The organism is Paeniglutamicibacter quisquiliarum, assembly GCF_019084045.1.
GTDB classification, from domain to species: domain Bacteria; phylum Actinomycetota; class Actinomycetes; order Actinomycetales; family Micrococcaceae; genus Paeniglutamicibacter; species Paeniglutamicibacter quisquiliarum.
The window spans coordinates 49,755-68,149 of sequence record NZ_JAHRED010000010.1; the positions used below are offsets into that span (position 1 = coordinate 49,755).

Consider the following 18,395-nt stretch of genomic DNA (forward strand, 5'->3'; position numbering starts at 1 on the left):
GGAATCAGTTCCCGTGGTCGTTGGTCGCCTGGTTCATCTCTGCGGCACCGATGACCCGCAGGTGTTCATCCACGAGGGCCTGGCCGTTGTAACAATACGAGAATGAGCGGTCTGCCCGCTTCCTGACCCTCGCATCGGGATCCGAGAATTTCCGCTGTGGTTTGGGCTTCGGCACCGCATCTTGTGCGGTCGAGCGCAGGGATGACGTTAATGACATCACCGCCTCCGGGTCAAAGCCCTTGAACAGCTTCTTTGCCTGACGTTTAGATTGATCCACTCATCGACCGGGACTTCGACCTGCTCGATGATCTCGGCGGCGAAGAGGGCCATCCTGCGGCAGGCAGAAGGGGTATCCATACTCCCAAAATTCCAGTGCTGGCGCGAAGTCTGTGATAGTCCACCGGCGTTTTATGGATTCCTAGAATCACTGTTTCCGGATATTGACCCACGCAAGGTCGTGCCTTTCTGTCTTAGAACAGCGGGAAGAACAGCAGGTTATATCTACAGAGGCCGCGGAATGAGTTGCGCAGACGAAGATCGTATGTTGGATCTAATGCAGAATTCTGCATTACATCCATTATGTAGAGGCCGCGGTTATGCAGAAAACGGATGCCGCGTGGCGTCCTGATAAACCTTATGGATGGGTCAACTCTGCATAATTACAGCCCTTCCAGAAACGCCAAGAGAGTATCGGGCGCACGGTACCGGCCGGCCTTGGTATCCGGTGGTCTGATCCGGTCCAAGGCCCGCTGTTTGAGGGCGAGGTCGGCGTGCAGATAGATTCCCGATGTGCGGATATTCTCGTGGCCAAGCCAAAGTGCGATCGTGGCTATGTCCACGCCGGATTGAAGAAGCCTCATGGCGCAGGTGTGCCGCAGGGTGTGGGGTGAAATGTTCTTCACCGCCAGGGACGGGCATGTTGTCGAGGCCTCGACAACATGCCGTGCAAGGATTTTTGCAACCCCGTCACGTGTCAGTCGATTGCCTTTGGTCCCGGGAAACACCGGGTCAGGTTGGGAAGGGTTTTGTTCCTTGAACCAAGCTGTCAGGTGCCTGCGGGCTTGGGCAGACAAAGGTGTGATGCGGTCCTTGCGGCCTTTGCCATGAACGAGCAGATGCGAGGAAGGCCCCAGCTCAACGTCGGCAACAGTGAGGTTCACCAATTCACTGACGCGCAGCCCCGTGACCACGGCCACCAGCAACAAGACCTTGTCTCGACGTCCCCTCCAGGTTGCCGTGGTGGGGGCATTGATCAGTGCGTTCGTTTCGGTCTCTGTCAGGTAGGCGACGATGGCCTTCTCCGTGCGCTTGGCCGGAACCGCCAAGACTCGCTGGATGAGTTCGGCGTGCTCTGGATATTCGAAGGACGCGTAGCGGAACAGGGCCCGGATGGCGGCCAGGCGCGCATTCCGTGTTTGGATGCTGCATCCGCGACTGTTCTCCAACCACGCCAGAAAACCGCCAATAATTCTCGCATCGAGATCTTCCAAGTCCAGTTCCTGCGGTGCCTTCCCAAGTGTCTCGGGTGCGTATCGCAAGAACAACCGGAAGGCGTCGCGGTACGAGGCAACAGTGTTTGCGCTGGCCCGTTGCTGGCCCATGAGTCGCTTGGCAAAGAATGCTTCCAGGATGGGCGCCAACGCGGTCATGATTCCTCCTGCAAATAGGTGCGTACTCGTTCAGAAACCAAGGTCATCAATTCCGGTGTTCCGCTCAGATACCAATAGGTGGCATACGGATTCTGGTGACCGAGATACGTTGATAGCAGGGGCAGCAGTGGGCCGACGTCAGCACCGGATTGGTACCAGCCCTGGAGTGTCCTGACCGCAAAGGTGTGCCTTAGATCGTGCAAACTTTGTTGGTGACGCGTCTCCAGCCGTGGCAGCCCAGCCGTTTGGACCAGGCCGGCGAAAACTTGGCCGACAGAGCTGGAAGAGAGCCTGGTTCCCCGGGTAGAGAGGAAAAATGCGGGCTGTTCTGTCGTACCGAATTCCCGGTCCCGTTGATGTGCATAGTCGTCCAACGCCGTAATCGTGCTCGGGTGCAGCGGCAGCCGGCGCGTCTTGTGGAATTTTGCTTCCCGGATGGTCAGGGCAGCGTTCTCCCAATCAAGATCACTACGATCAAGGTTCGTTGCTTCGCTGCGCCGCATCCCGGTCACCGCCACCAACGAGATGTAGGTCCGGTAGGTGAGTGCCCGGAATGCGGGCTGGAGTTTGTCCGCAGCCGCGAGCAGCCGGGCAAGTTCCGGCTCGGAAAAGATGAAGGGTCGGACCCTGTGGTCCCCGTCTTGGATCGCGGAGGCCTCCGGTACCTGGGTCTGCGCGTCGAAGGCCTGGAGGAACTGGGCGAAAGGCCGGACAGCGCCCAGACGCGCGTACCACCAGGTCCGATCCGCGTTCGAGGGCAGGGTTGCCCAGTCCAGGATAATGGCCGTGGAGACATGCTCGGCCCCTGTGTTTTGGAAGAACCTTGCGAAGTCCAGGAGCCGCTGGCCTTGGCCATGCAGCGTGTATCCCATGCCTCGGCGCATGCGCAGGTATTGATCGACCATCAGTGCGATATCAAGGCCGGTGGAGCTCATGGTGCGGTCTGCGGCCATGGCAACGCCAAACCCCGTAGGGAAGCGTCGTCGACCTTTGCATAAAGGGCGGTGCTGGCGGGACTGCGATGACGCAGGACCTGCCCGACCTCGGCCAGCGACGAGCCGGCACGTAGGAGCTGCGTCCCGGCGGTATGCCGGAGTCGGTGCGCGCAAGCTCCCGGAATTCCCGCGCGCTGCGCAGCGACCAGCACGACGTTTACGACATCGCCCGAAGTGATGCCCTTCAATGGTGCGTAGAGCTTCAAGAACATGGCGTTTCCCCAGCCAGGGGGACGCCCATGGCGCAGGTAGTCAACCAAGACGGACCCTACGTCGTGCGGCAACGGCAGTTTCTCCTGGCAGGACCCCTTGCCACGGACCAGGATTTCCCCGGCCCGCCAGTCCACGTCCTTCAGCAGCAAGGCCGATACTTCGCCGGCTCGCAATCCCAGCCGGCTCATGAGGACCAACATTGCGTAGTTCCGCAGGCCCGTCACGGTCCCGCGGTCGCACGTGGCCAGCAAGGCGTCGACTTCCTTCTGCGTCAACCCCTTTGGCAGGTTTGTGCCATGGCCCGCGGCGGAGGGAACTACATCCGCCCAAGATCGCTCCGTCAGGTCCTCCAGGTAGGCCCACCGCAGGAATGACCGCAGCCCCGTCAGCTCTTTTTTCGCGTGAAGACTTTTTTGGGCACTGTAGACGTCCATCGCAAAGGTAATGACATCCGACGCATCCATGGATTGGAGTGTCTTGGCAGATCCGTCCAGCCAGGCCACGAAGGAACCGGCCGTCTTCTCGTAGCTGGCAATGGACCGGGCACCCAGCCCCCGTTCAACAATGAGATAGTGCCCAAAACCATCAATCACGGCTTGCTCGGGATTCGCCGGTTCCGTCGAGGCCGCGGGCCACGGGGTTGCGCCGGCTGTGCGCAAATACTCCAGCAGGAATGTGAACGAAGCCGCCGTTGGGGTCCGCTTCGAGGTCTCTGCGCTCAGGGCGTCAAGGAACACGTGCAATTCGCAATCATCCAGCGACGCGACATCCAGGCCCTTGTGCTGCAGCCATCGGTCCAATCGCCTTGCCAAGACCGTCAATTGGCGGATTCTCGATTCGGCATACCCTCGATCGTTCAGGGCCTCGCGAAATCCCTCTATGTAGGTTGAAAGGGGACCTCCCATGGGCCCCGGTGAGTGGTTCACCATCTTGCTCGCCTTCCCTCGTTCGTTGGGAAGACAAGCATGCGCCCCACGTTCTTATGTAGAAACTGAAAGCGAAACCACGCCGGGAAAGCGCAGGACTTCACTCCACGCGGCATCCGTTGTCTGCATAACCGCGGCCTCTACATAATGTTCCCAGCTGTCTACAAATTGGGAATTCGAGTCTCGCTAATACGTTGATGGAAGGCGCGATTGGTTGGGTCATCATGAAATGCAGGCTCAAACAGGATGCAGGGGGCGTGCCTTTCTACGAAATATCTCATGGGGGGGGAGGAATAATTCGTAAGGTTGGGAGCGGATTGAATCTACTACACTTGAATGGTCCGTCAAGGTCGGCCGGACGCGATACTAAGCAACACACACAGCATAGGAACCCATCATTAAGAATCTTCGGATTGCTCTTTGGCATTTTAGGCAAGGCGGGCTGAAACAGCTGCTCCGTTGGAGACGTCGGCAAACCGTTTTGGAGCAGAACGGAGCCAATAATATTGTGGGGCGGAAAATACGTTCATCGTCCCATGGTCGAATGGTCTTGGACTTTCCGCCCCTGCGACCAACGAAGAAATCTGGCTTGGGGCCCAGACCGCGTGTGGCAGTGATTCTGGATGAATTTTCGGCTCAGGCTTGGGGTTTTGAGTGGGACTGTGTTGCAATCAAACCCGACAATTGGCTCGAGAAATTGACTGCCCGAACTGTTGATCTTCTATTCGTAGAATCGGCGTGGGCGGGAAATAGCAAGGCTTGGTCTTATCACTTGACTGGAACGTCTGCCCCACGGCCAGCCATCGTTGAACTGGTTACCTGGTGCAAGTCCCAAAATATTCCCACGGTCTTTTGGAACAAGGAAGATCCTCCACACTACGACGACTTCTTGGCTACTGCCCGGCTGTTCGACACGGTGTTTACATCCGACTCAACGCAAATTGACCGGTACAAGTTGGATCTTGGACACGACCGCATTGAAGCGTTGAGCTTTGCTGCCCAACCGGCGGTTCATAATCCCATCCGCCCGGAACGAGGTTTTCAGGCGCGAGACGTTGCCTTCGCGGGAATGTATTTTGCACATAAGTTTCCGGAACGCCGTGAACAAATGGAAATGCTTCTCACTGGTGCGCTAGACGTATCAGGGGCAATGGAGCACGGTCTTGAAATCTTCTCCCGACAACTGGGCGGGGACACGAACTATCAGTTCCCGGCGCCATTCAACGACCGTGTCGTGGGGAGCCTCCCTTATGAGAAGATGCTAACCGCATACAAGGCCTACAAGGTGTTCCTCAACGTGAACTCCGTTGTCGATTCACCGAGCATGTGTGCGCGGAGAATCTTTGAAATTACTGCATCCGGAACGCCCGTCGTGACAGCACCCAGCAGGGCGATCGCGGAGTTTTTTGAAAAGTCTGAAGTGGTCGAAGTCGGTAACCGCGCGGAGTCGGCGGGCATGATCCGTTCCTTGGTTCGCAGCAAAGAACTTCGTGATCGGATCGTGCATTTGGGGCAACGCAAGATTTGGCAGCAACATACGTATGCGCATCGCGCAGAACAAGTTCTCCAGGCCTCTGGAATCAGCTTCGAATGTCCCCAGCCGTTCTCAATGACACGGCGGCCCACTGTTTCTGCGCTGGTGTCCACCATCAGGCCGCAACAGATTCCACACATCCTCGCCACGATCGGGAAGCAGGCGAACGTTGATACCGAGCTGGTGTTATTGACGCACGGTTTCGAGCTGGACGAAGCGTCTCTGCGTGCAGAAGCACTTGATGCCGGAATAGACAATCTAGTTTTACTTCACCAGCCACGTACCACCTCGCTAGGGGCATGCCTGAATCTTGCGGCTGGCGCCGCGTCGGGGTTCTATGTCACCAAAATGGACGACGACGACCTGTACGGGGCCAACTATCTACAGGACCAAGCGGCAGCCCACCGCTACAGCGGTGCCAATGTGGTCGGCAAGCAGGCGCACTACATGTATCTGGGAGACCGCAACGCAACGCTGCTGCGGTTCGAAGAACGCGAACATCGATTTACTGATTTGGTCATGGGGCCAACGATCTTCACCACACGCGAAATGATGCAAGAAGTTCCGTTCCTAGAATTGGGCAGGGGAGAAGACACCAACTTTCTCAGGGGAGTTCTCGATGCTGGCGGTTCGATATATTCAGCTGACCGCTTCAATTTCGTCCAGATGCGCTCCGCGCAAGGCGACGGTCACACGTGGTCAGTGGAAGAGACCGACTTACTCGCCACTGGAGTGGTGTCGTCGTTTGGATTGAACGAACAACACATCATGTTTTAATCGGTCCCCCTGCGCTTGGTTTACGTCTGCGAAGTTGTTTTTGGGTGCAAGTCGATGCATATTCGATGTGGCGTAGAATCGATAAATCAAAAAGTGAGCTTTTGCTCGTGGAGTTAGGTGGAATATGTCAGTGGGGGCAGTGCGCGTTCTATTGCTGACGCATTCCTATTCTCCGGAGGTTTCGCCGCCGCAACGCCGTTGGGATTCATTCGTCTATGTCATGCGCAATGCTGGCTGGAATGTGCAGGTGGTAACACCGAGAACAGTCGCCGGTCCGGGAGCGTCTGATGCGGGCCAACGGATTGATTCGGTCGAAGTTGGTGCCCACGGAGAGTACATCCGAAGTTACGCATCCATGAAGAAGTCGACTGGCATCGCGGGCAAAATCATCAAGAATGCACTTGATGGCGCGCTGATGCTTCCCAGGGCGTTACTCCAGGCCCGACCGAGTGTAGTGATAGCAACTGTTCCAGCCCTGCCGACAATGTTCATCGGGTTTATTGTTTCAAGAATATTCAACCGGCCACTGCTACTGGAAATGCGTGATGCATGGCCGGATTTGATCTCGGATTCTCGAATCCTGAGATGGAAATGGTTGACGAAGCTGGCGCACTGGGGAGTCCGGGGCGTTCAACGCCGGGCCACAATGGTCGTGACGGTAACGGACGGATTTGCGGACATTTTGATACGCGACGGCGTTCACTCCGTGCATGCGATTCACAACGGGATCAGCACCCGAAACTTTGAACCCCTGTCGGCAGCTTCGCAACGCACGGATGCCAAGCTTCACGTACTTTACCTGGGAAATCTGGGGGAGAGTCAAGGACTGGAATCAATGATTCTGGCGTCCACCATGGTTTCCGAGAATGTCAATGTGCGAATGGTGGGCGGCGGCACGGCGAGTGATCGCTTAAAACGCTACGCCGAAAGCATCGATGCCAAGGTGGATTTCCGGGCCCCGGCCCGGGGAGAAGCACTTCGGTCCCACTATGATTGGGCAGACACGTGTGTGGTGAGCCTAAGAGATGATTGGGCCAGCTTCAATCACACTGTCCCGTCAAAAATCTATGAACTCCTATCACTCGGTCAACACATTACTGGAATCGTCAAAGGTGAAGCAGCACAAATCATCAGCGCGGCAGCCGCAGGCGATATCGTCGACCACGATCCGCGCAACATTGCTAAATTGTGGCAGGAACTACACATAAACAGGCAGAAACTTGATGTTGGAAATACTGGTCGTGACTGGGTCTTCGAGAAGGCTTCGCTAGAAAAATTGGGCGAAAAATACGTGGAATTGATTAGCGCCATTACCACGCGAGGGACAAAACATGGCAGGAACTGAACAGATGGCATTTTCCAACGAGCCGGCTAGTTTTTTCAGCAATTTTCGTACCATTTCCAGGATTGTCTGCGATAACTTACTTGACGACCCCATTTACTTCTTCCTGCAAGCAGCACGTCGCGTGGACTCCAGGTTTCTGTCGAGCTTCGCTTTGGCCTGCGTCCGTTTTCTGCCCAAACGTGCGATTGAGTTCAGGGCCGTTGGCCTATTACTAGCAGGGAACACGTCAGAGCTCAGTTTGTTCCTTCGGCAATTGGACTCCGCGACGTTGTCTGAGCGTTCCAAAGCTCGTCTGGGAAACATTGCGATCGCCATCCAAGACGCGCAGAGCGCCGCACACTTGTTGCAGAAGTGCCCATCGTCAAATACTGCATTGTGCCGAACCAGTGCCCGGCACGCATGGTATCTGGGGGACATGCAGGGGGCCATCGACATCCTGGCGTCAGTAGTACGTCCATCCAACAAGCAGCTTCGCCACTACGAAAGTGAGCTTAAGGTCTTTCGGGGTGACCTGGCGATTACCGCAAAGCGGGAGATCGTACAACACGACTCGTCAGACGGTGTATCGACCCTTCACTTCCTTACGAACTCGCTTCCGCATACGGGAAGCGGATATGCCCAGCGTTCGCACTCGATCCTGACCTCTTTGCGAGACGAAGGGTGGAAGATTGAAGTCCTCACGCGGGCGGGCTACCCGCTTACGGTCGGGAAGATCCGGGCAAAGGGACAAGACATCGTTGATGGTATCGCCTATCGGCGGGTGTTCCCCGCTCGTTACAGGTCGGATATGGGATCCAAGATCCAGCAGCAGGCAGATGCCCTCGCCAGTGCCGTGGAGCGTCTGCGACCCAGCGTCCTCCACACCACAACCGACTTCTCCAACGCCCTAGCCGTCATGAGCGTTGCAGAGGCGTATGGGCTGCCGTGGGTCTACGAGGTTCGTGGGCAGCTGGCGGATACTTGGGCCTCCACTCGGCCCGAGAGTGCGAGGTCCTCCCAACGCTACCGATTGTTCAAGGAACGAGAAGCCTTTGTCGCAGCGCGCGCGACACATGTTGTGACCCTGGGCGAAACCATGAAGAGTTTGCTTGTGGCACAAGGAGTCCCAAGCGACAAGATCTCCATAGCACCGAACTCCATCGGTGATGCCTACTTGGAGGAGCCCATCGAACGCTCGTGGGCCCGAGCGAGCCTCGGCTTGTCCCCTGACCTGCAATATGTGGGCACGGTCAGTAGCTTGGTTGCCTACGAAGGATTGGACCTACTGATCCGGGCTGCTGCGGAGCTTATTCCGGAAAATCCGAAGCTTCGCGTCTTAATAGTCGGAAGTGGTGTTGAATCTAACAACCTCAGGGAACTCGGCATCGAACTGGGAATCGATGAATATTGCATCTTCACGGGACGCGTGCCGCGTAATGATGCTCGGACTTATCATTGTGCCCTGGACATTTTCGTGGTTCCACGCAGGGATCTTTCGGTGACCCAGGCAGTAACCCCCTTGAAACCCGTTGAGGCATTGGCCTGTGAAGTCCCAGTGATTGCAGCGGACTTGCCAGCCCTTCGTGAGATTGTTGCCGATGGGGTAACTGGCAAGTTGGTCCCGCCGGAAGATGCAGGAAAGCTGGCCCGCGCGATTCGATCATTGCTCGAAGACCCGTCCAAGAGAGCTTCAATGGGGGTGGCCGGAAGGCGAACCATGCTGGCCGAGAGGACCTGGTCGGCGAACGCACGAAAGTTGTCTGAGACATACAAGTTGATCACCGACAAACTGCAATGAATGGATGAATGCAGTATTCTGGACGAGGTTACGAATCGTAGCCTCCTGAACTTCAGTGCCTGTGGCGGGTTGCTTTGCACGCCTAGGTGCGCCCACTATTACCAAGGGGAAACGTCATAGTGACGAGTATCAAAGAAGTTGCCGTAGTTGGACTTGGCTACATCGGGTTGCCTACGGCAGCAATCCTGGCGTCGAAGGGGATCGTCGTCAAGGGAGTGGACGTCAGTCCGCGGACGGTTGATGCCGTGAATCGTGGAGAAGTTCCATTTGTTGAGCCCGCGCTCGGTGACTTCGTTGCTGCCGCGGTGGCTAACGGCACCTTGAGCGCCGGCTTGGACACCCCGGCAGCAGATGCCTACATCGTGGCCGTTCCGACTCCGTTCAATGCCGACCACAGCGCCGATCTGTCCTACATCGAGGCCGCTGCCGACAAGATTGCTCCTCAACTTCGCGGCAACGAGCTGGTCATCCTTGAATCGACCTCCCCCCCAGGTGCCACGCAGCACATGGCCGACCGCTTGTTTGCCGCGCGGCCGGATCTAGATTCCTCGAGCATCCATATTGCGCACTGCCCGGAACGAGTATTGCCCGGCCGTGTCATGGAAGAACTCGTCACCAACGACCGAATCGTCGGTGGCATCACGCCCGAGGCCGCACAAATGGCCAAGGGCCTGTACAGCGTGTTCTGTGAAGCTGAAATCCTGGTCACGGACGCAACCACCGCCGAAATGGCCAAGTTGGTTGAAAACTCCTTCCGCGACGTCAACATCGCCTTCGCCAACGAGCTGTCGGTGATTTCCGACAAGGTCGGCATCAACGTTTGGGAGCTCATCGAGTTGGCCAATCACCACCCGCGCGTAAACATCCTGCAGCCGGGCCCGGGCGTTGGCGGACACTGCATCGCCGTTGACCCCTGGTTCATCGTCGCAGCGGCACCCGAGGAATCCAAGTTGATTCGACAGGCGCGCGAAACCAATGACGCAAAGCCTTCCTGGGTCGTGGACAAGGTCATCAAGTCGACCGAAACCCCGGGCTTCAACGGCAAGGTTGCGGTTCTGGGCCTGGCGTTCAAGGCCAACATCGACGATCTGCGCGAATCCCCGTCCATCGCGATCGCCAAGTCTCTGTCGGAAAAGGCACCTGGCGTTGAATTCTTCTTGGTTGAGCCGCACATCGAGGAATTGCCCAGAGGCCTGGCCGGAATCCACAACGTATCCTTGCGCAGCACCGAGGCCGCCCTTGAAGAGGCTTCCACGGTCGTGGTCCTGGTTGACCACGACCAGTTCAAGACCGTTCCCGCCACCGCCTTGGCTGGCAAGGATGTCATCGATACTCGCGGACTGTGGCGCTAGGCTGTTGACAGCACGTCGAACCAACTCAATATTCGCCCCAACGGATAGGTTATCGTGAAGAAGATCATGCCGATTTACGGCACTCGGCCGGAAGCCATCAAGGTGGCACCGATTGTGAAGGCCCTGCAGGAATCCGAGCTCTTCGACTGTGTGGTGACCGTTACCGGCCAGCACCGTGAGATGCTCGACCAGGTCAACGAACTTTTCGACATCACACCTGAATACGATCTCGACGTCATTCAGCCGCGGCAGACCCTCAACTCGTTGCTCACCAAGACCATCAATGGCTTGGATGCAATCTTTGAAAAGGAAAAGCCGGACGCCGTGGTGGTCCAGGGGGACACCACCACGTCTACTGCAGGTGCCATCGCCGCGTTCTACCGGGGTATCCCGGTGGTCCACGCCGAGGCGGGGCTTCGCAGCTACGACATCTTCTCTCCGTTCCCGGAGGAAGCGAACCGCAAGATGACGTCCCAGATCGCCAGCTTGCACCTTGCTCCAACGACACTGAGCCAGCTGAATCTGATCAACGAGACCATTGATCCGAAGACCATTACGGTCACGGGCAACACCGTCATCGACGCCCTGTTCACGGTGGTTGAAAAGAACATTCCGTTCGGCGACCCCAAGCTTGAAGAGCTGGTGTCGTCCGGCCGCAAGATCGTCTTGGTGACGACACACCGTCGCGAGAACCAGGGTGAGCCCATGCGCGGCATCGGCCGCGCCTTGGCACGCCTCTCGGCTGCGGAGCCGGAGGTTGAATTTATTCTTCCCCTGCACCGCAACCCCGCCGTGCGTGAAGCTTTGCTTCCGGAAATCGAGGGGCGCAAGAACATCACCCTGACCGAGCCGCTGGCCTACGGCGAGTTCACCCGGCTCATCGCCGCGGCCAACATCGTGCTGACCGACTCCGGCGGCGTGCAGGAAGAAGCTCCGAGCCTTGCAAAGCCGGTGCTCGTCATGCGCCAGAACACCGAGCGACCGGAAGCCGTTGTCGCCGGCACCGTGAGGCTCATCGGCACCGACGAAGAGAAGATCTTTGAATCGGTCGAGCTCTTGCTCAATGATGCTGCCGCCTACGAGCAGATGGCCATGGCGACCAACCCCTACGGTGACGGCAAGGCGGCTATCCGCACGGTTGCAGCGATTGCCGAGCTGCTTGGAGTTGGCACGCGCATGGAGGACTTTGACTCGAACTTGCCCTCCGAGGACAGCCTGGTGAATGCCGCGAGCATGTAGTTCGAAGCACATCAAGAGGCACTGATTACCAACGCCTTGTTGGAGATCAGTGCCTCTTTTATCTGGCAGCTGTCGCTACTGCGCCAGGGGTCGTCCAAGCGTGAAATCGGGCCGAAATCAGCGCCCGAAAACTAGGGCGAGACTATTCCGGTCTCGTAAGCGATCACGACAGCTTGCACGCGATCCCGTGCGTTGAGCTTGGCCAGGATGTGCCCCACATGCGTCTTGACCGTTGCTTCGGAAAGAAACAGTTCGGCGGCGATTTCCGGATTAGACCGGCCCAAGGCAATCAATTCAAAGACTTCGCGCTCTCTTCTCGTTAGGGACTGCACCGACACGACATGGGAGCTGTCCGGAAGGGTGGAGCGTCTCAGCATCGGCGCTACATGGTCAAGAAGGCGCCGGGTCGTGGACGGTGCTATGACTGCATCCCCGCGGTGGACGGTACGGATGGATTCAAGCAGCTCCTCCGGGGGAGCGTCCTTGAGCAAGAAGCCGCTGGCCCCGGCCTGAATGGCTGCCAGCGCGTACTCGTCGAGGTCAAAGGTCGTGAGGACAATGACCTTGGGCCCGGGTGCAGCCTTGGATTGTCCTGAAAGCAACAGCTCGGTTGTTTCTATCCCGTTCATTTCCGGCATGCGCACGTCCATAAGAATGACATCCGACGCGGCAAGTGCAGGGGAGGCGATGGCCTCGCGGCCGTTCGATGCCTCGGCAACAACCTCAAGATCAGCCTGGGAATTGATGAGCATCCTAAAGCCGCTGCGGACCAGGAGCTGGTCATCGACCAGCGCGACGCGGATGGGGTTTTCTTTTGGCAAAGCTTTTTAGTCCTCGGTGTAGGGGATGAATACGGAAACGCGGAAGCCTCCGCCGGGTGTGGGTCCTGCTTCGACGTCACCCTCGTAGAGGGCAACTCGCTCGGCCATTCCCCGAAGGCCCTGGCCGGATGCGGAGCTTCCCAGGGCACCGGCCCCGCGTCCGTTGTCAGATACCAGCAGCTGGAGTCCCCGATTGTCCCAGCGCAGAGTCACGCCGGCCGCGGCTTCGGGTCCGGCATGCTTCAGGACGTTGGTCAGGGCCTCCTGCATGGCCCGGTATACGGTGAGCTCGGCACCTGCCGGAAGCTCGCGCCGGGCGGTGCCAACTTGTGCGAAGTTGATGGCCAAGCCGCTCATGCGCGTGGCATCCAGCAATTCGGGAACGTCGACGAGGGCGGGGAGGGGACGGGTTGAAGCCTCCTCATCGCTGCGCAGAACACCCAGCAGCCGGCGCATCTCGCGCAACGAGCTTCGCCCCGTCTGCGAAATGGTGGCGAGGGTTTCCCGGGCGATCCCCGGATCGTGTTCACTTGCGTAGCGCGCACCATCGGACTGCGTGATGATCACCGAAAGTGAATGGGCAACGATATCGTGCATTTCTCGCGCAATGTGGCTGCGTTCATCGGCAGCGGCCAAAGCGCGTTCCTGCTCCCGCTCAATTTCGAGCCTTCTGGCGCGGTCCTCGAGCGTTTGCAAGGTCAACCGTCGGGTCCGGGCCAAATCCCCAAACGTCCAGGCCACCAAGACCAAGAGGCCGAGACCGATGAAATTGCGCACCGCACCTTCCGGTGAGCTGCCTGCGGACCAGGACCCCACTCGAATACTGGCAAGAAGGGCGCCCACGAATCCTGCGGCGAGACCAGCGAATGACTGCCAGCGTCGTCCATAGGCGGCCAACGAATACACCGTAATCGGCACGGCAATTTGGGAAGGCAATAACTCGTCGGTGACGGCAACTTGGATGAGGTGGGCGAGGACAATTATTCCGGCAGCCAGCCCAGGGTGCCGGCGGCGCCAAATCAATGGAAGCGTTTGGACGGTACCCAGGATGGCCAATTGCCAGCCGTTTCCCGAAACTCCAAGCATGATTCCGGCGAGAAGTCCGAAGACGAGCCATATGCCGAGGCCAAGGATGAGGTCGACCTTGTGTGGATTCTGGCGAATCCACTTATCTAGGCTGCGGTGTGGCGTCATCGATTCCTGCACGGGCAATGGGGCTGCTTCTTCTTCCTTGATTAGCCTACGGTGTTGAAGTGCGGCATTCGTCATGCCGTGGCATGAGAATTGGAACGTAATCGCTGCGTCGCTCACTATGTGAGATGGGTTGCTCACATAGTGATACGAGTCGATAAACTCGTAGGCATGAGCGAATCCTTGAATATTGCCGTCATTCCAGGTGATGGCATTGGTCCTGAAGTAATTGCCGAGGCCGTGAAGGTCCTGAAGAAGGTAACCGAAGCCTCTGGCGTGCAGTTGGCACTGACCGACTACAAGCTCGGTGCCGAGCACTGGCTGGAGACGGGGGAGACCCTTCCGGAGGAGACGCTCACTGCGCTCCGCGGCCACGACGCCATCCTTTTCGGTGCTGTCGGCGCAGCGCCGGGGGATACCCGCATTCCGTCGGGGTTGATCGAGCGCGAAATGCTCCTCAAGCTGCGCTTCAGCCTGGATCACTTCGTGAACCTGCGCCCCTCCAAGCTTTACCCAGGGGTCCCGAGCCCGTTGGCAAACCCCGGCGAAATCGACTTCATCGTCGTCCGCGAAGGCACCGAGGGACCCTACGTCGGTAACGGCGGCGCCCTGCGCGTGGGTACACCGCACGAAATCGCCACCGAAGTGTCAATCAACACTGCCCATGGCGTCGAGCGAGTCGTGCGCGACGCCTTCCGCCGTGCCAATGAGCGTACCCGCAAGCATGTGACGCTGGTCCACAAGCACAACGTGCTGGTCTTTGCCGGCCACCTGTGGCGCCGGACCGTTGAGGCAGTCGCCGCCGAATTCCCCGATGTCACCCACGACTACCTGCACGTCGATGCCGCAACGATCTTCATGACGACCAACCCGTCGCGCTTTGACGTCATCGTCACCGACAACCTCTTTGGCGACATCCTCACCGACCAGGCCGGCGCCATCACCGGTGGCATTGGCTTGGCCGCATCCGGAAACATCAACATGGACCGCACCGCGCCTTCAATGTTTGAACCGGTCCACGGATCGGCCCCGGACATCGCCGGCCAGCAAAAGGCGGACCCGACTGCGGCAATCCTTTCGGCAGCCCTCTTGCTTGACCACGTGGGTCTTCCGGAGGCGGCCCGCCGGGTCGAGGAAGCAGTGGAAAGCGACATTGCCTCACGCGATGAAATGACCGATCCGCGCACCACGGCGGAGATCGGCGATGCAATCGTTGCCGCACTGGCTTAAGCTGGTGACTAGGTTCATTTAGGAACCAATTCTTAGGGTGGCAAGCCCCTGCTGGCTTGCCACCGCAACACCCTGTCGAAGAGGAAGCCTGACGGCATCATGGAATTCATTGAAGATCTCTCAACTCACCGTAAAAGCGATCAGGAACGCGCCGAGATTCTGGCGAACCCAGGTTTTGGGGATTTCTTCACTGACCACACCGCGGTCATCGACTGGTCGGCCGATGGTGAAGGACCGCAGGGCACCTGGAGCAACGCGCGCATCGAACCCTACGGCCCCATTGCCATGGATCCAGCGGCCTCGGTGCTGCACTATGGCCAGGAAATCTTCGAAGGCCTAAAGGCCTACCGCCATGCAGACGGCAGCATCTGGACGTTCCGTCCGCATGCGAACGCAGCCCGCCTGAATCGATCCGCCGAGCGCCTGGCGCTTCCGCAGCTGGACGAGGAAGCTTTTGTCGAGTCACTGCGACGATTGGTCAAGGCGGATGTGCAGTGGGTCCCCAGCGGCGACGGTGAAGCGCTCTACCTCCGCCCCTTCATGATTGCCACGGAGGCCTTCCTGGGCGTTCGGGCGGCTCGCAAGGTTTCCTACCGCGTCATTGCGTCCCCGGCAGGCAACTACTTCGGCGGAGAGCTGAAGCCGGTGGGCATTTGGGTGTCGCACAACTATGCGCGCGCCGGACGCGGCGGCACCGGGGCTGCCAAGTGCGGCGGCAACTACGCCGCTTCCCTTGTTGCGCAACTGGAAGCCGAACAAAACGGCTGCAAGCAGGTCCTCTTCCTCGACCCGTTCAACAATGAGGCGGTGGAAGAGCTCGGTGGCATGAATGTCTTCTTCGTGATGAAGGGCGGCAAGCTCGTCACCCCGCGCCTGACCGGCACCATCCTCGAAGGCATCACACGTTCCTCGATCATCCAACTGGCCACGGACCGCGGCCTTGAGGTGGAGGAACGCACCATCACCTTAGGCGAATGGCGCGAAGGTATCGCCACCGGTGAAATCGAGGAGGTCTTTGCCTGCGGCACCGCCGCCGTCATCACCCCGATTGGCGTATTGAAGAACGGCGACGAGCACATCGGCGATCCGGAAGCACCCGCAGGAGAAGTGACCATGGCGCTGCGCGAAGAATTGCTGGGCATCCAGACCGGTGCCGTTGAAGACCGTCACGGTTGGCTCGAACGACTCGCATAGGCGATGCACGTGAGCGGTGGGGCGGGATTCCAATGGAATCCCGCCCCACCGTTGTTTGAGTCGGCCGTATGGCGCAGCGTTCCATAGAATGGATTGCATGCGCATTCTGGTCACCGGCGGTGCCGGCTACATTGGATCCCACACTGTCCTGCTTCTGTTGGAAGAGGGACACGAGGTCCATGTCTTTGACAACCTGAGCAACTCCTCGCCCGAGGCCCTGCGGCGGGTCGCCGAACTTACGGGCCGCCACGCCCAACTGCATGTCGGCGACTTGTTGGATGAGAGTCGTCTCGGGGACGTGTTCGATGCGTCCAGGCCCGAGGCCGTGATCCACTTTGCCGGGCTCAAGGCGGTGGGGGAGTCCGTTTCGAAGCCGCTGATGTACTACCGCAACAACATCACGGGCACGCTGAACCTGTTGGAGGCCATGGATGCCCACAGCGTTCGCACCTTGGTCTTCAGCTCGTCGGCGACGGTGTACGGCGAGACCCTCGAACTCCCGATCACTGAAGCAACGGCATTGTCCGCCACCAACCCCTACGGACGGACCAAGCTCCACATCGAGGGCATGCTTGACGACGTTGCCGCCTCGGACCCGCGGTGGTCCATTGCGAAGCTGCGCTATTTCAATCCGGTGGGGTCCCATGAATCCGGCCAAATCGGGGAGGACCCGCAAGGGATCCCCAATAACTTGATGCCCTACATCGCGCAGGTGGCGGTGGGCGTTCGGGACCGAGTCAGTGTCTTTGGCGGAGATTATCCGACGCTCGACGGGACAGGCGTGCGCGACTACATCCACGTGGTGGATCTCGGTGCCGGACACCTGGCCGCACTTGACTACCTGCAGGACCATGGCGGATTGCACGCCTGGAACCTGGGCACGGGGCACGGTTCCTCGGTCCTCGAGGTGATCCAGGCCTTCGCCCGCGCCTCCGAACGCGAAATCCCCTACGACGTCGTGGACCGCCGCCCGGGCGACGTGGCAGCGAGCTACGCGGATCCAACGCTGGCCCGCGAGGAAATCGGGTGGAAGGCCGAACGCGGACTTGAGCAGATGGTCGGGGACATGTGGCGCTGGCAGTCATCCAACCCCACCGGATACCCGGACACGGAACCAGTCGACCCGCAGGACGAACACCAAGTCGAGGCAGACGTCGCCAAGGGCCCGAAGCCGAAACGCGCAACCGGTTCCAACGAACCCACTAAGCTATAAACCATGCGTATTGCTCGTTTTGTCGTTGACAGTGACCCCATGTACGGCGTCGTGGAAGATGACCAGGTCATCGTTATTTCCGGTGACCCCTTCTTCCAAGGAATCAAGCCAACCGGAGCCAAGCACAAGCTTGAGGATGTCCGGTTGCTGGCCCCGATCATTCCACGCTCCAAGGTGGTGTGCTTCGGACGTACCTACGCCGACCACGCTGCCGAGCTTGGCAATGAAGTGCCGGCCGAACCCTTGATGTTCCTGAAGCCCAATACCGCGGTCGTCGGGTCGGGCGACCCGATCACCTTGCCAAGCTTTTCCGAGGAAATTTCCTACGAAGGCGAGCTCGCCGTTGTCATTGGCAGGATCTGCAAGGACGTCCCTGCCGAGAAGGCCCAGGACGTGATCTTCGGCTACACCATCGCCAATGACCTCACCGCGCGCGATGCACAGCGCACCGACGGACAATGGGCACGCGCCAAGGGCTGGGATGGATCCTGCCCGCTGGGACCATGGATCCAGACCGAGCTGGACCACGAAGACACCCAACTGACCACCCGCCTCGATGGAACGGTCGTTCAGGACGGCAACACTTCCCAGATGGTTTGGGGGATCAACGACCTGGTTGCCTATGCATCGGCGGCATTCACCTTGCTTCCGGGTGACGTGATCCTCACAGGCACCCCGGCGGGAGTTGGCTTGGTGACCGAGGGACAGCGCGTGGATGTTGAGATTGAGGGAATCGGCACCTTGAGCAACCCGTTCCGACGCTGAAAATACGACCGGAGGTGATGGGATTGGTGCAGAACCTCATTTTGAATAACCACGTCCACGGATTAATCTTTTCCAGTCGGTTTCTTTTTTGCCATCGAAGCTGACACCACACTGTGATCGGCCCCGGTTTCCGGGGCCGATTGCTTTTGGCTATTGTCTTACGAGTCGCAACAA

15 protein-coding genes are annotated in these 18,395 nt (G+C 58.7%); 9 read left to right on the forward strand and 6 right to left on the reverse strand.

The window, feature by feature from the left end:
• Positions 1-4: 4 nt before the first annotated feature.
• The 4 genes from KRR55_RS16585 to KRR55_RS16600 all read right to left on the reverse strand — a co-directional run bounded on the left by KRR55_RS16585 (position 5) and on the right by KRR55_RS16600 (position 3,678).
• Positions 5-277: a hypothetical protein gene (locus KRR55_RS16585; protein ID WP_217390424.1), complete on the reverse strand. Its 273-nt coding sequence runs from the start codon at positions 275-277 to the stop codon at positions 5-7.
• A 382-nt stretch (positions 278-659) separates the two neighbouring features.
• A complete protein-coding gene (locus KRR55_RS16590) occupies positions 660-1,649 on the reverse strand; it encodes a tyrosine-type recombinase/integrase (protein WP_217390425.1) in 990 nt (329 codons plus the stop codon).
• Positions 1,646-2,602, reverse strand: coding sequence for a tyrosine-type recombinase/integrase (locus tag KRR55_RS16595; RefSeq protein ID WP_217390426.1), 957 nt, complete (start codon positions 2,600-2,602; stop codon positions 1,646-1,648). The genes KRR55_RS16590 and KRR55_RS16595 overlap by 4 nt, the downstream gene beginning before the upstream one ends.
• Positions 2,581-3,678, reverse strand: coding sequence for a tyrosine-type recombinase/integrase (locus tag KRR55_RS16600; RefSeq protein WP_254456326.1), 1,098 nt, complete (start codon positions 3,676-3,678; stop codon positions 2,581-2,583). Before KRR55_RS16600 ends, KRR55_RS16595 begins: the two co-directional genes overlap by 22 nt.
• 718 nt (positions 3,679-4,396) lie before the next feature.
• Here KRR55_RS16600 and KRR55_RS16605 point away from each other — a divergent pair.
• The 5 genes from KRR55_RS16605 to wecB all read left to right on the forward strand — a co-directional run bounded on the left by KRR55_RS16605 (position 4,397) and on the right by wecB (position 11,807).
• Positions 4,397-6,094 (forward strand): glycosyltransferase family protein, encoded by a 1,698-nt coding sequence (locus tag KRR55_RS16605; RefSeq protein WP_336245148.1) that lies wholly within the window; start codon positions 4,397-4,399, stop codon positions 6,092-6,094.
• Between the two features lie 130 nt (positions 6,095-6,224).
• Positions 6,225-7,439: a glycosyltransferase family 4 protein gene (locus KRR55_RS16610; protein ID WP_217390428.1), complete on the forward strand. Its 1,215-nt coding sequence runs from the start codon at positions 6,225-6,227 to the stop codon at positions 7,437-7,439.
• The gene (locus KRR55_RS16615; protein WP_217390429.1) at positions 7,426-9,216 is read left to right on the forward strand and encodes a glycosyltransferase family 4 protein; all 1,791 of its coding nucleotides are present in this window, start codon (positions 7,426-7,428) and stop codon (positions 9,214-9,216) included. Before KRR55_RS16610 ends, KRR55_RS16615 begins: the two co-directional genes overlap by 14 nt.
• Before the next feature lie 119 nt (positions 9,217-9,335).
• A complete protein-coding gene (wecC, locus tag KRR55_RS16620) occupies positions 9,336-10,568 on the forward strand; it encodes a UDP-N-acetyl-D-mannosamine dehydrogenase (protein ID WP_217390430.1) in 1,233 nt (410 codons plus the stop codon).
• A 54-nt stretch (positions 10,569-10,622) separates the two neighbouring features.
• Positions 10,623-11,807, forward strand: coding sequence for a non-hydrolyzing UDP-N-acetylglucosamine 2-epimerase (wecB, locus tag KRR55_RS16625; RefSeq protein WP_217390431.1), 1,185 nt, complete (start codon positions 10,623-10,625; stop codon positions 11,805-11,807).
• A gap of 131 nt (positions 11,808-11,938) precedes the next feature.
• On the opposite strand, the gene KRR55_RS16630 is transcribed toward wecB, so the two are convergent.
• Both KRR55_RS16630 and KRR55_RS16635 read right to left on the reverse strand, forming a co-directional pair.
• The gene (locus KRR55_RS16630) at positions 11,939-12,628 is read right to left on the reverse strand and encodes a response regulator (RefSeq protein ID WP_217390432.1); all 690 of its coding nucleotides are present in this window, start codon (positions 12,626-12,628) and stop codon (positions 11,939-11,941) included.
• 6 nt (positions 12,629-12,634) lie between these two features.
• Positions 12,635-13,822, reverse strand: a complete 1,188-nt coding sequence (locus tag KRR55_RS16635) for a sensor histidine kinase (RefSeq protein WP_217390504.1) — start codon at positions 13,820-13,822, stop codon at positions 12,635-12,637.
• Between the two features lie 168 nt (positions 13,823-13,990).
• On the opposite strand from KRR55_RS16635, the gene KRR55_RS16640 reads away from it, so the two are divergent.
• The 4 genes from KRR55_RS16640 (at position 13,991) to KRR55_RS16655 (ending at position 18,221) form a co-directional block, all read left to right on the forward strand.
• Positions 13,991-15,049: a 3-isopropylmalate dehydrogenase gene (locus tag KRR55_RS16640; protein ID WP_217390433.1), complete on the forward strand. Its 1,059-nt coding sequence runs from the start codon at positions 13,991-13,993 to the stop codon at positions 15,047-15,049.
• A gap of 99 nt (positions 15,050-15,148) precedes the next feature.
• Positions 15,149-16,243, forward strand: a complete 1,095-nt coding sequence (locus KRR55_RS16645; RefSeq protein WP_217390434.1) for a branched-chain amino acid aminotransferase — start codon at positions 15,149-15,151, stop codon at positions 16,241-16,243.
• 97 nt (positions 16,244-16,340) lie between these two features.
• On the forward strand, positions 16,341-17,456 hold the full coding sequence (galE, locus tag KRR55_RS16650) for a UDP-glucose 4-epimerase GalE (RefSeq protein WP_217390435.1): 1,116 nt from the start codon (positions 16,341-16,343) through the stop codon (positions 17,454-17,456).
• Positions 17,457-17,459: 3 nt separating this feature from the next.
• Positions 17,460-18,221 carry a fumarylacetoacetate hydrolase family protein gene (locus tag KRR55_RS16655; RefSeq protein ID WP_217390436.1) on the forward strand — a complete coding sequence of 254 codons (762 nt, stop codon included), beginning with the start codon at positions 17,460-17,462 and terminating at the stop codon, positions 18,219-18,221.
• Positions 18,222-18,395: the final 174 nt, after the last annotated feature.

Coding starts and splice junctions, on each gene's coding strand:
- KRR55_RS16590 (WP_217390425.1), bottom strand. CDS start 1,649: ATGACCGCGTTGGCGCCCATCCTGGAAGCATTCTTTGCCAAGCGACTC.
- KRR55_RS16595 (WP_217390426.1), bottom strand. CDS start 2,602: ATGGCCGCAGACCGCACCATGAGCTCCACCGGCCTTGATATCGCACTG.
- KRR55_RS16615 (WP_217390429.1), top strand. CDS start 7,426: ATGGCAGGAACTGAACAGATGGCATTTTCCAACGAGCCGGCTAGTTTT.
- KRR55_RS16635 (WP_217390504.1), bottom strand. CDS start 13,822: ATGACGCCACACCGCAGCCTAGATAAGTGGATTCGCCAGAATCCACAC.
- KRR55_RS16640 (WP_217390433.1), top strand. CDS start 13,991: ATGAGCGAATCCTTGAATATTGCCGTCATTCCAGGTGATGGCATTGGT.
- KRR55_RS16645 (WP_217390434.1), top strand. CDS start 15,149: ATGGAATTCATTGAAGATCTCTCAACTCACCGTAAAAGCGATCAGGAA.
- galE (WP_217390435.1), top strand. CDS start 16,341: ATGCGCATTCTGGTCACCGGCGGTGCCGGCTACATTGGATCCCACACT.
- KRR55_RS16655 (WP_217390436.1), top strand. CDS start 17,460: ATGCGTATTGCTCGTTTTGTCGTTGACAGTGACCCCATGTACGGCGTC.